Annotated in this window: 19 protein-coding genes and 1 tRNA gene; 5 read left to right on the top strand and 15 right to left on the bottom strand. The window is 65.0% G+C overall.

Going from position 1 to position 18,700, the window contains the following annotated elements; all coding sequences use genetic code 11:
* The first annotated feature begins 54 nt into the window (after positions 1-54).
* Positions 55-125 (top strand) — tRNA-Gly (locus tag EG850_RS08060).
* Positions 126-396: 271 nt separating this feature from the next.
* Here the strand turns inward: EG850_RS08060 and EG850_RS08055 are convergent.
* The 7 genes from EG850_RS08055 to EG850_RS08025 all read right to left on the bottom strand — a co-directional run bounded on the left by EG850_RS08055 (position 397) and on the right by EG850_RS08025 (position 7,113).
* A complete protein-coding gene (locus EG850_RS08055; RefSeq protein ID WP_235829252.1) occupies positions 397-1,080 on the bottom strand; it encodes a substrate-binding domain-containing protein in 684 nt (227 codons plus the stop codon).
* 17 nt (positions 1,081-1,097) lie between these two features.
* A complete protein-coding gene (locus EG850_RS08050) occupies positions 1,098-2,066 on the bottom strand; it encodes an aldo/keto reductase (protein WP_124972455.1) in 969 nt (322 codons plus the stop codon).
* A complete protein-coding gene (locus tag EG850_RS08045) occupies positions 2,066-3,022 on the bottom strand; it encodes a Gfo/Idh/MocA family oxidoreductase (protein WP_124972328.1) in 957 nt (318 codons plus the stop codon). Before EG850_RS08045 ends, EG850_RS08050 begins: the two co-directional genes overlap by 1 nt.
* A 78-nt stretch (positions 3,023-3,100) precedes the next feature.
* A complete protein-coding gene (locus tag EG850_RS08040) occupies positions 3,101-4,411 on the bottom strand; it encodes a protocatechuate 4,5-dioxygenase subunit alpha/beta (RefSeq protein ID WP_124972326.1) in 1,311 nt (436 codons plus the stop codon).
* Between the two features lies 1 nt (position 4,412).
* A complete protein-coding gene (locus EG850_RS08035; RefSeq protein ID WP_124972324.1) occupies positions 4,413-5,348 on the bottom strand; it encodes an amidohydrolase family protein in 936 nt (311 codons plus the stop codon).
* A gap of 4 nt (positions 5,349-5,352) precedes the next feature.
* A complete protein-coding gene (gene ligK / locus EG850_RS08030) occupies positions 5,353-6,045 on the bottom strand; it encodes a 4-carboxy-4-hydroxy-2-oxoadipate aldolase/oxaloacetate decarboxylase (protein ID WP_124972322.1) in 693 nt (230 codons plus the stop codon).
* Positions 6,046-6,084: 39 nt separating this feature from the next.
* Positions 6,085-7,113: an amidohydrolase family protein gene (locus EG850_RS08025; protein ID WP_124972320.1), complete on the bottom strand. Its 1,029-nt coding sequence runs from the start codon at positions 7,111-7,113 to the stop codon at positions 6,085-6,087.
* Positions 7,114-7,252: 139 nt separating this feature from the next.
* Between EG850_RS08025 and EG850_RS08020 the strand changes: the two genes are divergently transcribed.
* Positions 7,253-8,170: a LysR family transcriptional regulator gene (locus EG850_RS08020; RefSeq protein WP_124972318.1), complete on the top strand. Its 918-nt coding sequence runs from the start codon at positions 7,253-7,255 to the stop codon at positions 8,168-8,170.
* Here EG850_RS08020 and EG850_RS08015 read toward each other — a convergent pair.
* A complete protein-coding gene (locus EG850_RS08015; RefSeq protein WP_124972317.1) occupies positions 8,167-8,817 on the bottom strand; it encodes a hypothetical protein in 651 nt (216 codons plus the stop codon). The two genes, EG850_RS08020 and EG850_RS08015, sit on opposite strands and share 4 nt — an antisense overlap.
* Before the next feature lie 80 nt (positions 8,818-8,897).
* On the opposite strand from EG850_RS08015, the gene EG850_RS08010 reads away from it, so the two are divergent.
* A complete protein-coding gene (locus EG850_RS08010) occupies positions 8,898-9,701 on the top strand; it encodes a GNAT family N-acetyltransferase (protein WP_124972315.1) in 804 nt (267 codons plus the stop codon).
* A gap of 110 nt (positions 9,702-9,811) precedes the next feature.
* On the opposite strand, the gene EG850_RS08005 is transcribed toward EG850_RS08010, so the two are convergent.
* Positions 9,812-10,621 carry an MBL fold metallo-hydrolase gene (locus EG850_RS08005; protein ID WP_124972313.1) on the bottom strand — a complete coding sequence of 270 codons (810 nt, stop codon included), beginning with the start codon at positions 10,619-10,621 and terminating at the stop codon, positions 9,812-9,814.
* Positions 10,622-10,904: 283 nt separating this feature from the next.
* Between EG850_RS08005 and EG850_RS08000 the strand changes: the two genes are divergently transcribed.
* A complete protein-coding gene (locus EG850_RS08000) occupies positions 10,905-12,173 on the top strand; it encodes an amidase family protein (protein ID WP_185714988.1) in 1,269 nt (422 codons plus the stop codon).
* 32 nt (positions 12,174-12,205) lie between these two features.
* Positions 12,206-13,141, top strand: a complete 936-nt coding sequence (locus EG850_RS07995; protein WP_124972309.1) for a restriction endonuclease — start codon at positions 12,206-12,208, stop codon at positions 13,139-13,141.
* 61 nt (positions 13,142-13,202) lie between these two features.
* On the opposite strand, the gene EG850_RS07990 is transcribed toward EG850_RS07995, so the two are convergent.
* The 6 genes from EG850_RS07990 to EG850_RS07965 all read right to left on the bottom strand — a co-directional run bounded on the left by EG850_RS07990 (position 13,203) and on the right by EG850_RS07965 (position 18,602).
* A complete protein-coding gene (locus EG850_RS07990) occupies positions 13,203-13,889 on the bottom strand; it encodes a YczE/YyaS/YitT family protein (protein WP_124972307.1) in 687 nt (228 codons plus the stop codon).
* A gap of 9 nt (positions 13,890-13,898) precedes the next feature.
* Positions 13,899-15,107 carry a multidrug effflux MFS transporter gene (locus EG850_RS07985; RefSeq protein WP_124972305.1) on the bottom strand — a complete coding sequence of 403 codons (1,209 nt, stop codon included), beginning with the start codon at positions 15,105-15,107 and terminating at the stop codon, positions 13,899-13,901.
* Positions 15,100-15,594, bottom strand: a complete 495-nt coding sequence (locus EG850_RS07980; RefSeq protein WP_124972303.1) for a GNAT family N-acetyltransferase — start codon at positions 15,592-15,594, stop codon at positions 15,100-15,102. Before EG850_RS07980 ends, EG850_RS07985 begins: the two co-directional genes overlap by 8 nt.
* A 205-nt stretch (positions 15,595-15,799) precedes the next feature.
* On the bottom strand, positions 15,800-16,567 hold the full coding sequence (locus EG850_RS07975) for an SDR family NAD(P)-dependent oxidoreductase (protein WP_124972301.1): 768 nt from the start codon (positions 16,565-16,567) through the stop codon (positions 15,800-15,802).
* 137 nt (positions 16,568-16,704) lie between these two features.
* Entirely contained in the window at positions 16,705-17,874 is a 1,170-nt protein-coding gene (locus EG850_RS07970) for an FAD-dependent oxidoreductase (protein ID WP_124972299.1), read from the bottom strand.
* A gap of 182 nt (positions 17,875-18,056) precedes the next feature.
* Positions 18,057-18,602: a YceI family protein gene (locus tag EG850_RS07965; protein ID WP_124972297.1), complete on the bottom strand. Its 546-nt coding sequence runs from the start codon at positions 18,600-18,602 to the stop codon at positions 18,057-18,059.
* Positions 18,603-18,700: the final 98 nt, after the last annotated feature.

The raw sequence follows: 18,700 nt of genomic DNA, 5'->3' as shown, positions 1-18,700 counted from the left end.
AAGTTGCGAGCTAGCCGCGTTCATGACGGTGCTAGGCTCGTGGATGCTTCATCTGGGGATGTAGTTCAATGGCAGAACTCCTGCTTCCCAAGCAGGTAGCGCGGGTTCGATTCCCGTCATCCCCTCGGATTTTGACGAACTCGCGTCGGCGCAGGGGCGCGCGAAGCAGTGCTTCGCGGGGTTCGATTCCCGTCATCCCCTCCAGATTTGCTGGATGCTGTGGCCTCGATACGCTTCGCTACTCGACCAACCACCTATTTGGGTGGTCGAGTGCCGGAGCGAAGCGCAGGTGATCGAGACCACTGACAAACAGCGAGTGGCCTCGTTACGCTTCGCTACTCGACCAACCAAGATTGGTTGATCGAGTAGCCGGAGCGTAGCGGAGGCGTACCGAGATCAGTGCTGCGGCAGCGTGAAGTTGTGGGCTTGCTTGATGGGGGCCGCGGCGTCGGAGGCGAAGAACGCCAAGACTTCGGCGGCTACAGCATCCTGGGATGCTGCAGCCACGGCACCCGAGAACACCGTGTCGATCGCACAATCGTCGGGCATCACGCCGAGGATGCGCACGCCCTCCTGCCCGACAAGCTCACTGAGCTGCTGGAAGCCGAGATCGACCTCACCGTCGGCGAGGAGCTTCGCCACCGGCACCCCTGCGCGCGCCTGCACAAGTCGATCGCCGACCTCCTCGGTCAACCCCCACTCCGCAATCATGCGCACGAGCGCATCTCCTGAGGGCCCGGTCGAATAGCCAATCGCACGAGCCGCACGCAGCGCCGCACGCACGCCAGCTGCATCTTCGAACGCGGCGCCAACAGGCTTCTCAGCCGTAGCATCCGAGCCCGAAGGCACCGCCACAGCAACCTGCGAGAGCACGAGCGGCACCACTGAGTCCGCCAGCACGTGACCTGCCGCGGCAAGCTTTGCCAGCGCGCCCGAGGCGAGCAACACGAGGTCAAAGGCCTCACCCTCAGCCACGCGGTTCGCCGCGGTCACGCCGCCAACCGACTCGATCTCAACGCGGGGGAAACCAGCGGCCACCGCCGCATCGGCAAGCTCAGCGAGCACCTGCCGCGTCGCCATCGACGAGATTCCGCGCATCACGCGGCCTCAAACGTCTCAGCATCAACCTCGGCGGTCTGCGCCGGGTTGTAGCGCGGGCCCGAGACGGTTGATTGCGAGATGAGCTTGCCCGCTCGCTCAAGCAGCCCCGCATCCACGTCAATCGTTGCGGCAGCCAGGTTCTCGCGCAGGTGCGAGATCTTCGTCGTGCCGGGAATCGACACGACGTGCTCGCCACGCGAGCGCAACCAGACGAGCGCGAGCTGTGCCGGCGTGCATCCTGCCTCTGCCGCAAGCGCCCGCCAATCGGGCAGCAGCGCCGCATTCGCCGCCCAGTGTTCAGGCTGGAAGCGCGGCATATTGCGGCGGATGTCCTTCGGCGCGAGCGCCTCGGGGTCGCCCACCGAGTCACCGAGGAAGCCTCGGCCCACCGGCGAAAACGCGACGAGGGTGACGCCCGCCTCGCGAGTGGCCTCAAGCATCCCCAATTCAGGGTTTCGGCTCCAAAGCGAGTATTCGTTCTGCACCGCAGCAATCGGTGCCTCGGCCTGCGCCTCGCGCAGACGCTCGACCGACACTTCCGAAAGCCCAATTGCGCCGATCTTGCCGGCGGACACCGCCTCGGCCAGTGCCCCAACGCTCTCGCGAATCGGCACGGTCTTGTCCCAGCGGTGCAGGTAGTAGAGGTCGATGTGGTCAACACCCAAGCGCGAAAGTGAGGCATCAACCTGCGCGCGCAGGGTCTCGGGCCGCCCATCGATCGTTTTCACCCCATCGACCGCGGCCATGCCACCCTTGCTCGCAAGCACGACCTCGTCGCGGCGGCCCTTGAGCGCCTGCCCGACGAGTTCTTCGTTGCGGCCGCCACCGTACAGCGTGGCGGTGTCGATCATGCCGACGCCCTCATCGAGCGCAACGCTCAGGAGCGCCAGACCCTCCTCAACGGAGAGCGGCGCTCCATACGCGTGGCTCAGGTTCATGGCGCCGAGCCCAATGCGCGGCAGCATCACGCGAGCTGTTCCTCAAGCTCGCCGAGCACGCGGTAGCAGTCGAAGACCTTGCGGATCGACGAGTTCGGTTCGCGACCCTCGCGGATCGCGGCCACGAACTCGCGGTCCTGCAGCTCGATGCCGTTCATGCTCACCGCGACATCCGACACATCGATCTGCTCATCGCGACCGTTGTAGAGATCGTCGTAGCGGGCGATGTAGGTGTCAGTGTCACCGATGTAGCGGAAGAACGCGCCAAACGGGCCCTCGTTGTTGAACGAGAGCGAGAGCGTGCAGATCGCACCGGTTTCGCTCTTGAGCTGAATCGACATGTCCATGGCGATACCAAGCTCGGGGTGAATCGGGCCCTGAATGGCGTTCGCCTCGACGATCTTGCCCGCCTGGTAGGCGAACAGATCGACCGTGTGCGCGGCGTGGTGCCAGAGCAGGTGGTCAGTCCACGAGCGCGCTTCACCCTTCGCATTCGTGTTCGTGCGGCGGAAGAAGTACGTCTGCACGTCCATCTGCTGCACGTTGAACTCGCCTGCGGCGATGCGGTTGTGCACGAACTGGTGCGAGGGGTTGAAGCGGCGGGTGTGGCCGACCATCGCGACCTTGTCCGACGCCTCGGCGGCGGCGAGCGTCGCCTCAGCATCGGCAATCGAGTCAGCCAGGGGAATCTCAACCTGCACGTGCTTGCCAGCGGCGAGCACGGCCTGGGTCTGGGATGCGTGCAGCTGCGTCGGCGTCGCGAGGATCACCGCGTCGACGTCGTCACGTTCGAGCACTGCATCCAGCCCCACCACTGCGTTCGCGATGCCGTACTCGTCGGCAACTGCCTGCGCCTTTTCGGGGCTGGTGGCGCTGACGACCGTCACGACGGCGTCTTCGATGTTCGCCAGCCCATCCAGGTGCTTCTTGCCGAATGCGCCGCTGGCGCCGACTACTGCGATACGAACTTTGTCCGAGGTCATTGAGATCTCCTTACCCAAACGGGTCGAATGGTCGGATGAACGAAAAGGTTACGTTTCCGCGCTGATGGCGCGGTGGGACTACTTCTCGGGGTTCGAGATAACCAGGTGGCCGACCGCGGTGTTCGAGGCGGGCACGTGGTAGAAGCGGTGGTTGACCTCGGGGGCGTCGCCGCCGAACTGGTCGTCCATGGCGCCGCGGGCGATGAGCCAGTCAACGAGTTCGATGCCTTCCGAGCCCGCCTCGTCGACGTACTCGAGGTGGTCCCACTCGGTGAGTCCCAGCGGGTCGGCGATGAGGTGGTCGAGGAACGCGTTGTCCCACTCTTCGTTGATGAGGCCGGCGCGCGGACCCTGAAGCTGGTGGCTCATGCCGCCGGTGCCCCAGATCTGCACGTTGAGCTCGGGGCCGTCCCACTTGTCGAGCGCGCGGCGCAGTGCCTTGCCGAGTTCGTAGCAGCGGCGGCCCGAGGGCACCGGGTACTGCACGACGTTGACGGCGAGCGGAATGACGCGCACAGGCCACTGCTCTTCGGGGCTGAGCTCACCGAACACGAGCGAGAGCGGCACGGTGAGGCCGTGGTCGACGACCATTTCGTTCACGAGCGTGAGGTCGAAGTCGTCCTGAATGACCGACTGCGCAATGTGGCTCGCGAGCTCGGGGTAACCCTGCACATCCGGCACCGGGCGGGGGCCGTAGCCCTCGTCAGCGACGGGGTACTCAGCGCCGGTACCGAGCACGAAGGTCGGGATGAGCGAGGAGTCGAAGGCGGTGGCGTGGTCGTTGTAGACGAGGATGACGACGTCGGGCTTCGATTCCTTGACCCACTCGCGCGTCCACTCGTAGCCAGCGAACACCTTCTGCCAGTAGGGCTCTTCGGTCTTGCCGAGGTCCATCGCGGCACCGATCGCCGGCACGTGCGAGGTGAACAGCGCCGAGGTGTACTTGGCCGGAGCATCGGGACGCATCGTCTCCGACTTCTCGCCCTTGGCCGGCGGCACCCAGCCGTCGAGGTCCTTGAGGCGGTTGCCCTCGGGGCGGCGGCCGCCCGAGATCATCATGTCGCGGTAGGCGGCTTCCGACATGCCGGTCATCGAACCGGCCATCTGCTGGAAGCTGAGACCGTGGGTCGCGCCGATCTTCGAGAGGAAGTAGATGTTGCCACCCTCGGCCATCATGGCGTTGAGGTCCATGTCGAGCACGGCCTGGCGCTGCTTCTCGCTGAGCGGCCATTCGTCGAGGTAGGCCTCGCGGTCGGCGAGGTAGCGCTCACGGTTCTCGGGCTTCATCAGCGACATCGAGAACTGGTTGAGGTGGTAGCCCTTACGCGCCATCTCCGCGTCGAAGATGATCGTTCCGGGAACGTCCTTGTACGGCTTGTCGAGTGCCATGTCATGCTCCTTCGGGCCAGTAGAGTCGGCCGGGGTTGGTCACGAGCAGCTTCTCTTGCAGCTCGGGAGTCGTTGCAATCTGAGGGATGAAGTCGACCAGCAGCCCGTCGTCGGGCATGTGGTCTTTGAGGTTCGGATGCGGCCAGTCGGTTCCCCAGAGCACGCGGTCGGGGAACTCCTCGACCACGCGCTTCGCGAAAGGCACGACATCCTGGTAGGCGTGCTGCTCGCCATCAAGCGCACGGGGACCGGCGACGCTGAGGCGCTCGGGGCACGTCACCTTGGTCCAGACATTGGGGTTTTCGCGCATGAAGCGCAGGAACAGCTCGAACTCGGGGCCGTCCGGGCTCTTGGTGACATCGGGGCGACCCATGTGGTCGACCACAACATCGGTGGGAATCGACGAGAAGAACTCGTAGAGGTCGGGCAGGTCGTCGGCCTCGAAATAGATGACGACGTGCCAGCCGAGCGGGGCGATCTTCTCGACGATGGTTGCGAGCGATTCGGTCGGCACCGCATCCACGAGTCGCTTTACGAAGTTGAAGCGCACGCCGCGCACGCCGGATTCGTGGAGTTCGTTGAGTTCGTCCTCAGTGACGTCGGCGCGCACGGTCGCGACGCCGCGAGCGCGGCCCTCGCTTCGACGCAGCGCGTCGACCATGGCCGAGTTGTCGGCACCGTGGCAGGTGGCCTGCACGATGACGTTGCGCTCAAAGCCGAGGTGGTCGCGCAGGGCAAAGAGCTGCTCGGCGGATGCATCGCAGGGCGTGTACTTGCGCTGCGGCGCGTAGGGGAACTCGGCTCCGGGGCCGAAGACGTGGCAGTGCGCGTCAACTGCGCCCGCGGGGAGCTGGAACTGGGGCTTACTCGGACCGTCGTACCAGTCGAGCCAGCCCGGGGTCTTTTCGAAGGGGCCGGTGGTGTCGCCGTGTGCCATGTGCTTAGTCCTCCACGTATTCGAGGCCGGCGGCAGCGAGCGGCTCGCGCATCTTGTAGATGTCAAGGCCCAGCACACCGTCGCGGAACTGGTCGCGCTTTGCTGCTTCGTTGTCTTCGCGCTTCTGGGCAGCGTCGGCGACGGCACCTACGAGCTCGCGGGGAACGACGACCACGCCGTCAACATCAGCGACGACCACATCACCCGGGTTGACGAGGGCGTTCGCCGCCACGACCGGGATGTTCACCGAGCCGAGCGTCGCCTTCACGGTGCCCTTCGCATTGATCGCGCGCGAGAACACTGGGAAGCCCATCGCTTCGAGGTCTTCGACGTCACGCACGCCGCCGTCGATGACGAGGCCCTTGCATCCGCGCGACATGAGCGAGGTGGCGAGCAGGTCACCGAAGAAGCCGTCTTCGCTTTCGGTGGTGCAGCCGGCGACGATGACGTCGCCCTCCTGCACCTGCTCGGCGGCGACGTGGAACATCCAGTTGTCGCCGGGCTGCAGCAGCACAGTGACGGCCGGACCGCAGAGCTTCGCGCCCTTCCAGACCGGGCGAATGTAGGGGCGCATGAGACCAACACGGCCCATCGCTTCGTGGATGGTGGCGACGCCGAACTTCGCGAGATGGTCGACGTCGGCCGGGTCGGGACGGTCGATCTTCGTGTGGACGATGCCGAGATTGTTGAGGCGCATCCTGATTCTTCTTTCGCTAGCTACGTGGGTGAGCGCGGTCTAGAGGCCGCGAGCCTTGAGGGCGGCGTCGAGGCGCGGGTAGACGCGGCGGGCGTTGTCCTCGTAGACGGCCTGGCGCTGTGCGTCGTCGAGGTTCGGGGTGACGTCGACGTAGCGCTTCGTGTCGTCGAAGTAGTGGCCCGAGCGCGGGTCGATATCGCGCACGGCGCCGATCATTTCGCTCGCGAACAGGATGTTGTCGACGGGCACGACCTTGGTGAGCAGGTCAATGCCGGGCTGGTGGTAGACGCAGGTGTCGAAGTAGACGTTCTGCAGCAGGTGCTCTTCGAGTTCGGGCTTGCCGAGGGCCATCGCGAGACCGCGGAAGCGACCCCAGTGATAGGGCACTGCGCCACCGCCGTGCGGGATGACGAGCTTGAGGCCCGGGAAGTCGCGGAAGAGGTCACCCTGGAGAAGCTGCATGAACGCAGTCGTGTCGCCGTTGAGGTAGTGCGCGCCGGTGGTGTGGAAGGCGGGGTTGCACGAGGTGCTCACGTGCACCATCGCCGGCACCTGATACTCCTCGAGCTTCTCGTAGATCGGGTACCAGGAGCGGTCGGTGAGCGGCGGGGCCGTCCACTTGCCACCCGAGGGGTCGGGGTTGAGGTTGACGGTGACGGCGCCGAGTTCTTCGACGACGCGCACGAGTTCGGGCACGCTCGTCGCAGGGTCGGCGCCGGGCGACTGCGGCAGCATCGCGCCCATGATGAAGCGGTCGGGGTAGAGCTCGCTCACGCGGGCACAGAGGTCGTTGCACAGGCGCGCCCAGGTCTTGCTCACCTCGAGGTCACCAATGTGGTGGGCCATGAACGAGGCGCGGGGGCTGAAGACCGTGACATCCGAGCCACGTTCGTTCATGAGGCGAAGCTGGTTAGCTTCGAGCGTCTCGCGAATGTCGTCATCGCTGATGTGCAGATCGGCGGGATTCGGGGCCTCGCCATTGCCCTCGGTGAACGCAATCTGCAGGTCACGCCAGGCGCCCAGCTGCTTCGGGGCGGTGGTGTAGTGGCCGTGAATATCAATGATCAACGGGTGTCGTCCTTGTCACTCGAAAGCATGCATCCGGCGCGTGCAAGCGTCGCCGATTGCTCCTGCCAACGACTGTAGGTCGCACAAGTGACCAAATCCAATAGATTCAATTCGGATGCACTATCGATACGATCTATAGATGCCGCTCGCTGATCTCAATCAATTGCAGACCTTTGTGGTGCTCTACGAACTGCGGAGCGTGACGGCCACCGCCGAGCGCCTGCACGTAACGCAGCCCACGGTGAGTCACACCTTGAAGCGCCTGCGGGAGCGCTTCGACGACGAGCTCTTTCGCCGAGAAGGCAACAGCATGGTGCCGACGCCCCGGGCGGCACAGTTGTTTGGCCCGCTGCACGAAGCCATGCTGCAAATCGATGCGGCAGTAAACGGGTCAAGCGCGTTCGAACCCTCAGGATTCACCGGCGAGCTGGTGCTCGGGCTCACCTCGATCGGTGAGCAAACCTTCTTGCCGCCGATCATGGCGGCATTGGCGCGCGAGGCCGCCGATCCGCATCTGCAGGTCGAGCGATTGGATGCAGACCAGGTCGAAGACGGACTCATTCGCGGGTCAATTGACCTTGCGATCACGGTGTCGTCAATGAGTTCGGCGCGGCTGTGGCGCACTCGCGTGCGCAGTGTCGAGTACGTAGCCCTTGCATCCAGTGCTCACCCGCTGCCAAAAACTGGACCGGAAATGTTTGCGGGTCGTCGCTTCATGCGGGTGTCGGCACGAGGCGGTCACGTGTTTCCCTTGCAAACGCTCGCGGAGCATGGCTTGCTCGCACAGGTGGCACTCACGATCGAGGAGTACGCAACCGTGCCCGCCGTGCTTGCTGAGACTGACCTCGTGGTGCTCTTGCCGCGACACGTCGCCGAAGTGTTTCGCGGTTGGTTCCCGAACCTCGCGATCTTTGAGCTGCCCTGGCCCGGTCACTCGACACCGGTCGCGCTCTACACGCGGCCCGAGGCACGGCTTTCACCGGTGCAACGCTGGTTCCGCGAAGTCGTGTTCGACGCGGTGTCGTCGGGCGAACGCTGGCCCGACGAGGAGTCTTAGCGGCGCTTGTTCCAGCTTGCCTTGGCGGGCGCGAAGGGGCTGCGCACGTGGATGGCCCAGGTCGAGTGCGGGTGAATCGAGAGCACCGCGCGCTCCCACCAGGCTCGGGCGGGCTCGTCGAGTTCGGGGAGCACCGCATCCTTGTCGAGCTCGTCTTCGGGGCGCGGTCGCAGCGTCTTCCACACGAGCTGCATTTGCGGGGCGCCAGTTGGCACGCCATCAAGGTCGAGCACGGCCTGATCCCACGGCAACTGCAGTCGCGGGTCGCGGCGGTAGAGCCAAGCGCGGTCGATGCCGTCTTCAACGTTGATACGTAGCACCCACGCATCCTGTTCGGCGTCGTAGATGCGCACGGGCTGCAGATCAGCGTTCTCTGCGGCCTCGGTGAGCGCAATGACCTCGTCAGTGTCGTCACCGGCCGGAGCCCAGGCGCTGTAGTGCGCGGGGAGGGCGGAAACGACGGCGTTGAGATCGCGCGGCAACACGCTGATATCGGTGTTCGGCCGGTCACGAATTTCACGGCCGAGCCAGCGATCAAGCGCCTTGCCTCCCGACAGCCACCAGCGCGCGTCAAGTCCGGCGAGAAGACCAGCCACCTGTTCGGGGCTCAGCGGCACTTCGGGGGTAGCGGCAGTGGGAGTGGTCATGCGCCGAGATTACCGCGTTCGCGTGCTGGAGCACTTCGAGAACCTCAGTGCACCATCAAGCGGCGTGCCAAACTTTCCCAATGGATGCTGCTGCACTGCTCGCGCACTACGACACCGAGCTCCGAGGTGAGACCGAAGTCGCCGACGCCGACGAGATCACGCGAATCGGCCCGCTTTGGCTCGGTACGTTCGTGCAGCGCCACCGCGGCTTCGTCTCGTACCCGCCGCTGCCGCATCCTGATGAAGCTGATGCGCTCATTGCTGCGGCCATTGCCCACTATGAAGCCGACGCGCGCATCGATCACTTTGAGTGGAAAACGCGAGGGCACGACGAGCCCGCCGACCTGCTTGATCGGCTCGAAGCCCAGGGGTTCTCGTTGGGCGAGAACGAAACCGTGATGTGTGGCGATGTTACGGCCGTGATTACCGCTGCCGATCCGATCGCGACCGGCTACCGCATCGAGCGGGTCACCGACGAGGCCGGGATGCGTGCCGCCGAAGCACTGGCGGGTCGCGTCTTCGACGACGACGAGGGGTCGGAGGGTCTCGCCGATGAGCTGGTGGCGCGATTCTTCGCCGAGCCGGATGCGTTTTCAATGTGGGTCGTGCGTGCCCCGAGCGGCGAGGTGGTGTGTTCGGGACGGGTGGAGTTCATCCCTGGCACCGAGTTCGCGGGCCTCTTCGGCGGCGCCTGCGATGCGGCGCACCGCGGCCGGGGACTCTATCGCGCGCTCGCGGCGGCGCGGGCGCGCGAGGCGGCAGAGCGTGGGAAGCGCTTCTTGCAGGTTGACTGCACTGAGTATTCGCGGCCAATTCTGGAACGGGCAGGCCTCGTGCCGATCACGACGACTGTGCCGGCGGTGTGGCGGCGCGGGTCTGCCTAGGGCTGAGCCTTCCTGCCAAACCTGACCCTTGCTCTGAGCCTTCCTGCCAAACCTGACCCGTGTATGGCCCAGGTTTGGCGGGAAGGCTCAGGTTTGCCATACGTAGGCCACTAGGTGAGGTGGTCCATCCGGCCCGACACCCAGTCGATGTGCCGCGCGGCCGAACGCGCGACTGCGCCCGCTGCATCCTCGTCGACGCGCGCCCCGAAGTTGCCATAGAGCCGCTCGAAGTCGTAGCGCGCCACATGCTCGGCGATGCGGGCGACCACGGCGGCCGAGAGCGGCAGGTAATTCGGGAACGACCGCATGAACGTCACCCATCCCGGTGCCCTCGCCGTGCCGATCGTGTCACCAGCGAAGAGCACCCCCGAGCCATCGGGCGCGCGCCAATGCACAACGGTGCTCCCGGGAAAATGCCCGCCCGGCTGCGATGCGTGCAGGTCATCTGCGAGCGCCAACTCGCCCTCCCACACAACCGTGTGATCCGGCCGCGCGCCGAGCCAGTGCGCATCCGCCTTCGCAATGTAGACCGGACAGTCGAACTCGCGCGCCCAGAGCGATTGCAGTCCATACATATGCGGATGCGTGGCAATCAGACCCGCGAGCCCGCCGCGTTCGCGCACAGCGGCGATTGAGTCGACGTCGATGTGCGCCGGCGCTTCGATCATGATGTTGCCCGCCGCGCTCGCCACGAGCAGTGGATGCTGGCCGATGCCCGGCACGTTCGTCGGCGCGAGTGCGTGCACGCCGGACTCTGCCTCGGTGAATTGCAGGGCTGCATCCGGTTGCGAACCCGGCTCAAGCCAGCGCTGGCCCGACGCTGGCACGTATTGACGCTCGTCGGCGCAGATCGGGCAGAGTTCGGGCAACTCGCCGGCGCGTTCGACGCCGCAGGTGGCACATTGCATGAGGCGGCTCATGTGGCGACTCTGTCAGGTGCAGGTGGGAATGGGCGGGGCGCGGGAAACCTGACCCTGTCGGCCAAACCTGACCCGTGTTCTGAGCCTTCCCGCCAAACCTGGGCCGTACATGGGTCGGGTATGGCGGCAAGGGTCGGGTTTGTGCATCGCGAACCTCAGCACGAGCACTTCGAGAACCTCAGCACGTGCACTTCGAAAACCTCAGCACGAGGGTGACGCGCCCGGGCTACCATCGGCCGGAATGCCGCGCCCGCGGCGCACGACTGCAATGAAGGAGTCCGTGATGTCGCTTGCTCTGTCGAACCCCGTGCCCGGCAATTGGGACACTGTGGCCACCGACGCCGGAGTAGCCGCGCAACTAGCCCGCATCCCCGAAGGCACAGAACCGTTCGCACTCGCAGTCAAAGCCAACATCGCCGTCGCCGGGTTTCCGTTCTCGGCATCGAACCGCGCGCTCGCGGCGCGCATTGCCGACGCGGATGCGGGAGTCGTCTCGGCCCTGCGGCATCGCGGCACCGTCGTGGTCGGCACGACGAATATGCACGAACTTGCCTTTGGCATTACCTCGAACAATGCCGCCTACGGCCCGGTGCGGCATCCGCAAGAACCGGCGCGTTCAGCCGGCGGCTCAAGCGGTGGCAGCGCGGCGGCGGTCGCGCTCGGCGAGGTCGAGGTCGCCCTTGGCACTGACACCGGCGGCTCGGTCTCGATTCCGGCGAGCATCTGCGGTGTCTACGGTTACCGCCCCTCGGTCGGTCGCTGGCCACTCGACGGCAAGGTCGGGCTGTCAACCACCCGCGACACCGCGGGCGTCTTTGCGCGCTCCCTCGACCGGGTGATCGAAGTCGCCGGCTGGCTCGGCAATACGGCGCCCGAATCCGTCGCGCGCCCAGTGATCGGCGTGACGTCGGTCTACACGGCGGCACTGCATCCGCACACTGCCGCCGCCTGGGATGCCGCACTCGAGCGATTGCGTCAGGTCGCCGAGGCCGTCGAGGTCGATTTCGCTGAAGTTCACGACCTCGCGCATCCTGCCGAAATGCCGGTCGTGCTCTTCGAGGCGCGGCGGCTCCTCACCGCCCACGCCGCAGAAGCCTTCGGGTGCCCGCCAAACGAGGCACTCGCACGGTTGCGCGACGAGGTGACGAGTGAAGACGTGCGTGCAGTCGTGACGGTGATGGTCGAGCATCCGGTTTCGAGTGCCGACTACGCGGCGGCCATGGCCGATGTCGCGCTCGCCCGCGAACGCTACGAACGGATGCTGCGCGAACGCCGCCTCGACGCGCTCGTGTTCCCGAGCACCCCGGCGCCGGCGCACCTCATCGAAGATGACATCACGGTCGAGCATCTCGGCGAACGGGTGCCCACCTTCCCGCTCTACACCCGCAACACCGGCCCGGGCACCATGCTCGGCACGCCGATGGTGACACTGCCGGTGCCGGTGGATGGGTTGCCGGTTGGCATCACTCTCATGGGCGCGCGGTTTGGGGATGCGCGGGTGCTCGGGGTGGCGGCCGTGGCGGATGCGGCGTTGTCGCGCTCCGTAAGCTGAGCACGAACTCTCTCCAACGACCGGAAGTATCGATGAGCACACCGTTCCCCACCACCGATGACTTTCGACCACTCGTGCTGGTCGTGCTCAGCGATGGGCAGCAGAAACACGTGCGCTCGATTATCACTGAAGTCGCTGAGCTTGGCGGTGTGACGAGTGAACAGGCTGCCGAGCGATTGCCTTCCGGCCAATCGCGTGCAGAAAATCGCATCACCTGGGCCATCTCTTCGCTCGTGAACGCGGGAGCCATTGATCGCCCAATTCGCGCGCACTACGCGATCAATGACACGGGTCGCGAACTTGCTCGGCGATTTCCGGGTCCGTTCCGCGACCGCGATCTTGCCGGATTGCCGAAATGGGATGCGTACCAAGCGGAACTCGCAGAACGGAAGCGCTCGTCAACAAGGAGTGCGGACTCGACCCTCAACAGTGACATTGCAGCGGGCCGCTCGCCGGAAGAGACCGCGGCAAGTGCCGTCGAGCAGGTGAATGATGAGGTCGCATCCGACCTACTCACCAGAATTCGAGAAGAATCGTGGCAATTCTTCGAGGTTGCCGTACTCAAGCTCTTGACCGCAATGGGATACGGGGGTGCCGACGGTGCGGCCGCAACGACCTCGTCGAGCAACGACGGCGGCATTGACGGCATCATCAAGCAGGATGCCCTCGGCATTCAAAACATCTACGTACAGGCGAAGCGCTACAGCTCGACAAACACCGTCCAACGACCAGAACTGCAGGGCTTTGTCGGTGCATTTCAAGTGCTTCCAGGCGTGAATAGTGGCGTATTTATCACGACATCGACGTTCTCCGAGGGCGCCAGACAGTATGCCAAGGGTGTGCCCGGCAAGATCGTGCTCATCGATGGCACTCGCCTAACGAGCCTGATGTTGAAGTACCGCGTCGGAGTTCAAGTCAAGAACGCCCTCGAGATTCTCGAGATCGACGAGGACTTTTTCGAGCATTAACCGGGTCGTGCTTCGAGTGCCTCAGCACAGGTACTTCGAGAACCTCAGCACTCGGAAGCCGCTACGGCGACAGGATGCGCGGCCAGGGCACGCGGCGCTGCAGCTGCCGCACGATCCAGCCGACGAGGATGGCCGCAATCACTGTGCCCTCGCGCACACCGCGCAGCTCGCCGAGCAGGATGAACGACAGCACGATCGCGATCACCACAAGCAGCGAGTCCATGAGGATCTTCACCCCACCGAACTCGCGACCGGTCACCCGCGAAATCACCACTGAAATACCATCGCCGGGCAGCATGAGCACCTTTGGCGTGACCTGCAGCCACACTCCGATGCCCAAGACGACCGACCCGAGGAGCGAAAGTCCGAGTTGCTCGGGATAAGTCGTCGGCGCATACCCCGAGGTAAGCCACAGCGCCAAGTCACAGGCCGCACCGAATGCGATCGCCGCCGGCAATTGCAGGAGCTGGATCGGTTCGAACTTACGTCGCAAGATCAGAATCTGCGCCGTAAGCAAGACTGCGTTGATGCCGATCACATAGGTACCCACCGACACTGTCGTCGCAAATGCGAGCACGAGCGGAATCGCCGAGATCGGCGTCGTGCCAATGATCGCGTGCACCGAAAGCGCCACCCCGAACGACATGATGAACACACCCAAGAAGAAGGTGAGATAGCGCAGGGTGAGCGACCGCACCCGATTCGGCGCGCGCGGCGCGTCGTCGGCAGCGGCGTCGGCGTCGGTCATTCGCTCAGCCTATTGGCTTCGCCGCCGTAGCCTCGCCGCGATGATCAAGAAGAGCACCAGCGACGCCACGAAACCGGCGGCCATCACCGCTCCCATCACCACAGCATCCACGCCCCCGAGCGAGACGAGCGGCGGCACGATCGCGCCGATCCCCATCTGAATGGCCCCGAGTACGGCGGATGCGGTGCCCACGCCGCGACTCATCGCATCCATTGCCAGCGCGGTGACGTTCGCAAGGATGAGCCCGTGCACGAACAGCATGGTCGTGAGCGCGACGATGAGAGCGGGCAGTGGAGCCTGCATCCAGGCCAGCACTGCAAACGAGACCGCAGCCACGGTGCCGATGAGGATGCCCAACCCTGCCAATCGATCCGGGCCGATTCGCCGTACGACTGCGCGGCCGAGCCAAGTGCCGATGAGCATGCCGGCGGCGTTCACCGCAAAGAGCAGTGCGTAGTTCTGGGCGGTAAAGCCGAATCCCGATTGAAACACCATCGACGACATCGAGATGTAGCTGAATAGGCCGAGGCTCGCGAGGGCTAGCACCGCGGTGAACATCATGAAGCGGCCGTTGCGCACGACGGCGCCGATCTCGGAGAGTTGCTCGCGCATCCCGGCGGCCGAGCGATCGCGGGGCGCGAGTGTTTCGGGCACCGCGAACCAGGCGAGCGCGAACAGCAATGCGCCGATGATCGCGAGCGCGATGAACAACCCGCGCCAGTCGGTAATGAGGAGCAGCGCCCCACCGATGAGGGGCGCGATCACTGGCGCGATGCCGAGGAGCGCCGCGAGCAGCGCAAAGGCGCGGGATGCTTCGGCGCCCTGGTAGAGATCGCGTACGATCGCGCGACTCACGACGATGCCGGCTGAGCCGCCGAGTCCCTGCAGGAGACGGGCGAGCAGCAAGAGTTCGATCGACGGCGCGAACGCGCAAGCGATTGAAAGTAACGCGAACACCGCGACACCGATGATGAGCGGAACGCGGCGGCCAATGCGGTCGCTGATCGGCCCGAAGATGAGTTGCCCGAAGGCGAGGCCGATCATCGAGGCGCCCATAGTCGCCTGGCCCATCGCCTCGGTGGTGCCCAGGTCGGCGATGAGTGTCGGCAGTGAGGGCAGGTAGAGGTCCATCGAAAGCGGACCGAAGGCGCTGAGGAGTCCCAGCGCGAGGATGAGGCCGCGCGATGCGGCAGGTGCGCTCAGCGCGGTCTTAGCCATTCGCCACCGGATGCTGCGCCGCGAGCGCCGCGAGCGCCTCACCTTCGAGACGGCGAATGTGCCAGCCGGTCATGGGCTCAGCGCCAAGTCGCTCGTAGAAGTCGATGGCGAGCTGGTTCCAGTCGAGCACCGCCCACTCGAAGCGCGCGTAGCCGCGTTCGGTGCAGATGGCGGCGAGCTGGCGCATGAGCGCGAGCGCGTGGCCCCTGCCGCGGTGCGCATCCTTGACGTATAGGTCTTCGAGGTGGATGCCGTGCTCGCCTTCCCAGGTCGAGTAGGTGAGGTACCAGATCGCGATGCCAACGACCTCGCCCGCGTCTTTGGCGACGTGTGCGAACACTGCCGGATTCGGGCCGAAGAACAATTCGCGGATGCGGTCAATCGTGTTGACGACGACATCGGGCTCGCGCTCGTACTCAGCGAGCAATTGGATGCACTCAAGGAGCGCAGGTGCGTCGGCGGAAGTGGCTTCGCGGATGACAGGCATTGCTGAAGGCTAACAAGTGGGGTGGTCGGGCAGGCGCATGCCTCGTGCGCTGGGGCTTTCGGGGTGCCGACACTCACGAGTGCGAGCGAAACGCGCGAGTGGGAGCCCCTAGGGACTCCCACTCGCGCGTTTCGCTCACAGTTGTGGTGGCGCTTCGAGGACCTCAGCGCGCGGGGCGATCGCCCTCAGCGCGCGGGGCGCCGACCTACGCGAGCATCCCGCCGTCGACGCGCAGCTGCATCCCGGTGATGAACGCCGAGTCGTCCGAGGCGAGGAAGAGCACCGCGTTCGTCACGTCCGAGGGCTCGGCGTAGCGGCCAAGCGGAATCGCCGAGGCGATCTGATCCTGCGACGCCCCCGCGCCACCCTCGAGCGATCGCATCATCGCCGTGTTCGCGGGCGAGGGGTGCACCGAGTTGATGCGCACCTGGTACGGCGCCGACTCAATCGCGGCAATACGAGTAAGCCCCGTGATCGCAAACTTCGAGGTCGCGTACGGCGATACCGGCAGCGGGCCGCCAACGAGCCCACCAATCGACGAGGTGTTGATCACGCTGCCCGACTTCTGCGCGTACATGATCGGCAGCACATAGTGCAGGCCAAGCCACGAGCCACGCACATTGATCGCGATGACGCGGTCAAAGTCTTCGACCTTCTGGTCGACGAGCGGCGCGACCTTCCCCTCGATGCCAGCGTTGTTGTAGAACACGTCGATCGTGCCGAACGCTTCGACGGTGGTGTCGACGTAACGCTTCACATCGTCGGCGTTACTCACATCGGCCTGAATGGTGATGAGGTTGTCGCCCGCACCGATCTCGGCTGCCGTCTTGTCGAGACCCTCCTGCGCGATGTCGACGATGGCGACCTTCGCGCCGCGCTTCACGAACGCGCGGGCGGCGTCAGCGCCGAGGCCCGCGGCACCACCGGTGATGAGAACGACCTTGCCGGCGAACTCCTGCGATTCATCAGTCATGCGTGCAACTCCTAGTTGTTGAGGTGTCGCCTCGAAGAGGCGCTCCCCTCACGCTAAGAAAACAGGCGCGCAAAACTGGGGATGCAGGCGCAGAGTTCCTAGCATCCTGGCGCAGACCTCGCTGCTGCAACAGCCAGCTAGCCGAGTACCGTCGCGAGCCCCGAGCGATCGCGCTCACCAAAGTCACGATCGAGCGCGAAGGCGGGCAGCCCCGGCAATCCATCGGCGAGATCAGCGCCAAGCCGGCCGATCGACGGCACGAACTTGAACCCCTCCCCCGCAAAGCCGGCAAGCACGACCAGCGGCCCCACCCGATCGCAGACAAAGAGCGAGTCGGGCGCAGTCGTGTAGGTGCATGAGATCGGCTCGATCTCATCCGCGTTCACTCCCGGCAACCACTCGCGCGCATACTCACGAAGGGAAGCGAGCGAGGATGCATCGGGCAAGAACGTGCGCTTGTCCGGGTCGGTCTCGGGGCCGACCCGATGCCAACCGGCCTTGATGCCTTCGCCCGGGGTGTGCATCCCGTAGACCGTCGCCTTCCAGTAGTCGCCGTAGCGACTATCACCGGGCTCGGGGCGGTGGTTGAAGCTCGGCCAGGTGGCGTCGACATCAAAGTCGGGGAAGTGCACGGGCGATTCTTGCGTCACCCGCAGTGGTGGCAACGCAACGAGGCCGCTGATGAGCTTGGTGGTCCAGGCACCAGCGGCCGAGACGACGACCGCAGCGCGCACGACTTCCTGCTCGCCGGTGCGCACGTTTTCGAGCGTGACCGTGCCGCCATCGTCATCGAGCTCGATCGATTCAGCCCGAGTGCCGAAGCGCAGATCCGCGCCAAACCCCACGGCCGCTTCCATGAGCGCGTGCAGCGTCTCTTCGCTGCGCACTCGCCCGGCGCTCGGGGTGTAGAGCACCTGGGTATCGAAACGCATCCCGGTGAATCGCCGCTCGGCCTCGGCAAGCGAGAGCCATTCGCGCTCGAGGCCTGCTTCCCCCATCCGGTCGTAGACATCGCGGAAGGTTTGCCCGGGGCCGTGACTCACGAGGCCGCAACGATCGAGCAGGATGCGGCCGGTTGCCTCGGCGAGTTCGTCGAACGCATCCGCTGCCTCGCGCACGAGATCGAGATGCGGCTGGGTGGCGTAGTGGGGGTTGAAGTTGCGGCAGGCACCGTGACTGGCGCCATTCGGGGTGGCGATGTCGAATTGTTCGGCAAGAAGTACCGTGCGGCCGCGGCCGGCCGCACGCCAGGCGGTGGCGAGCCCCATCGCTCCGCCGCCGATGACCACGATGTCAACTTTGCGCATGCGTCCACGCTACGCCGAGTGGCGTTGCGGAATCTGCACTTTTTGCGCTGTTGACGCTGCCACGCACCACGTACACGCCAAAAGTGCAGATCGCGCAACAGCCGGAAACGCAACGAGTGCCGCTCTCCGGAGAGCCGCACTCGTCTTTTCGCGACGGGCAGGCACTACTGCCTGCGAAGGAGCTACGCCTGGTAGGTCGCCTGGCCGTCGATCTTGATGGTGACGTCGTCACCGAGCGTGAGGCCACCGGCCTCGGTCGGAGCGTTCCACGCAACACCGAAGTCGTGACGGTTGATCTTGGTCTCGGCCTCGAAGCCGGCCTTCTTCTGGCCGTAGCCGTCGGTGGTGGTGCCGCCGAGCTCGACCTTGAAGTCGATCGACTTGGTCACGCCGCGCATGGTGAAGTCGCCGGTGACGATGAGGTCGCCGCCGTCAACGCGAACGCCGGTCGAGACGAAAGTGATCTGCGGGAACTCGTCGGCCTTGAAGAAGTCCGAGGTGCGCAGGTGCTCGTCGCGCTGCTCCATGTTGGTGTTCACCGAAGCAACCTCAACGGTGGCGTTGACCTTGGTGTCTTCGATCTGCTCGCCGGTGACGATGGTGCCTTCGAACTGCTCGAACTTGCCGCGCACCTTCGAGATGGCGAGGTGGCGAACCGAGAACTGCACCTCGGTGTGTGCGGGGTCGATGACCCAAGTGCCGGGGGTGAGACCTTCGATGATGGTCATAATGCTTGCTCCTTGAAGTATTTTTACTTGCAGATACAACTTATTCGTTCGGATGCAAAAGCGCAACCCCGGATATGTTTCCCAATCAAGTTCACCGT

It is taken from the genome of Gulosibacter macacae (assembly GCF_003865375.1).
Lineage (GTDB): Bacteria > Actinomycetota > Actinomycetes > Actinomycetales > Microbacteriaceae > Gulosibacter > Gulosibacter macacae.
This window is presented reverse-complemented; position numbering and strand designations above follow the sequence as displayed.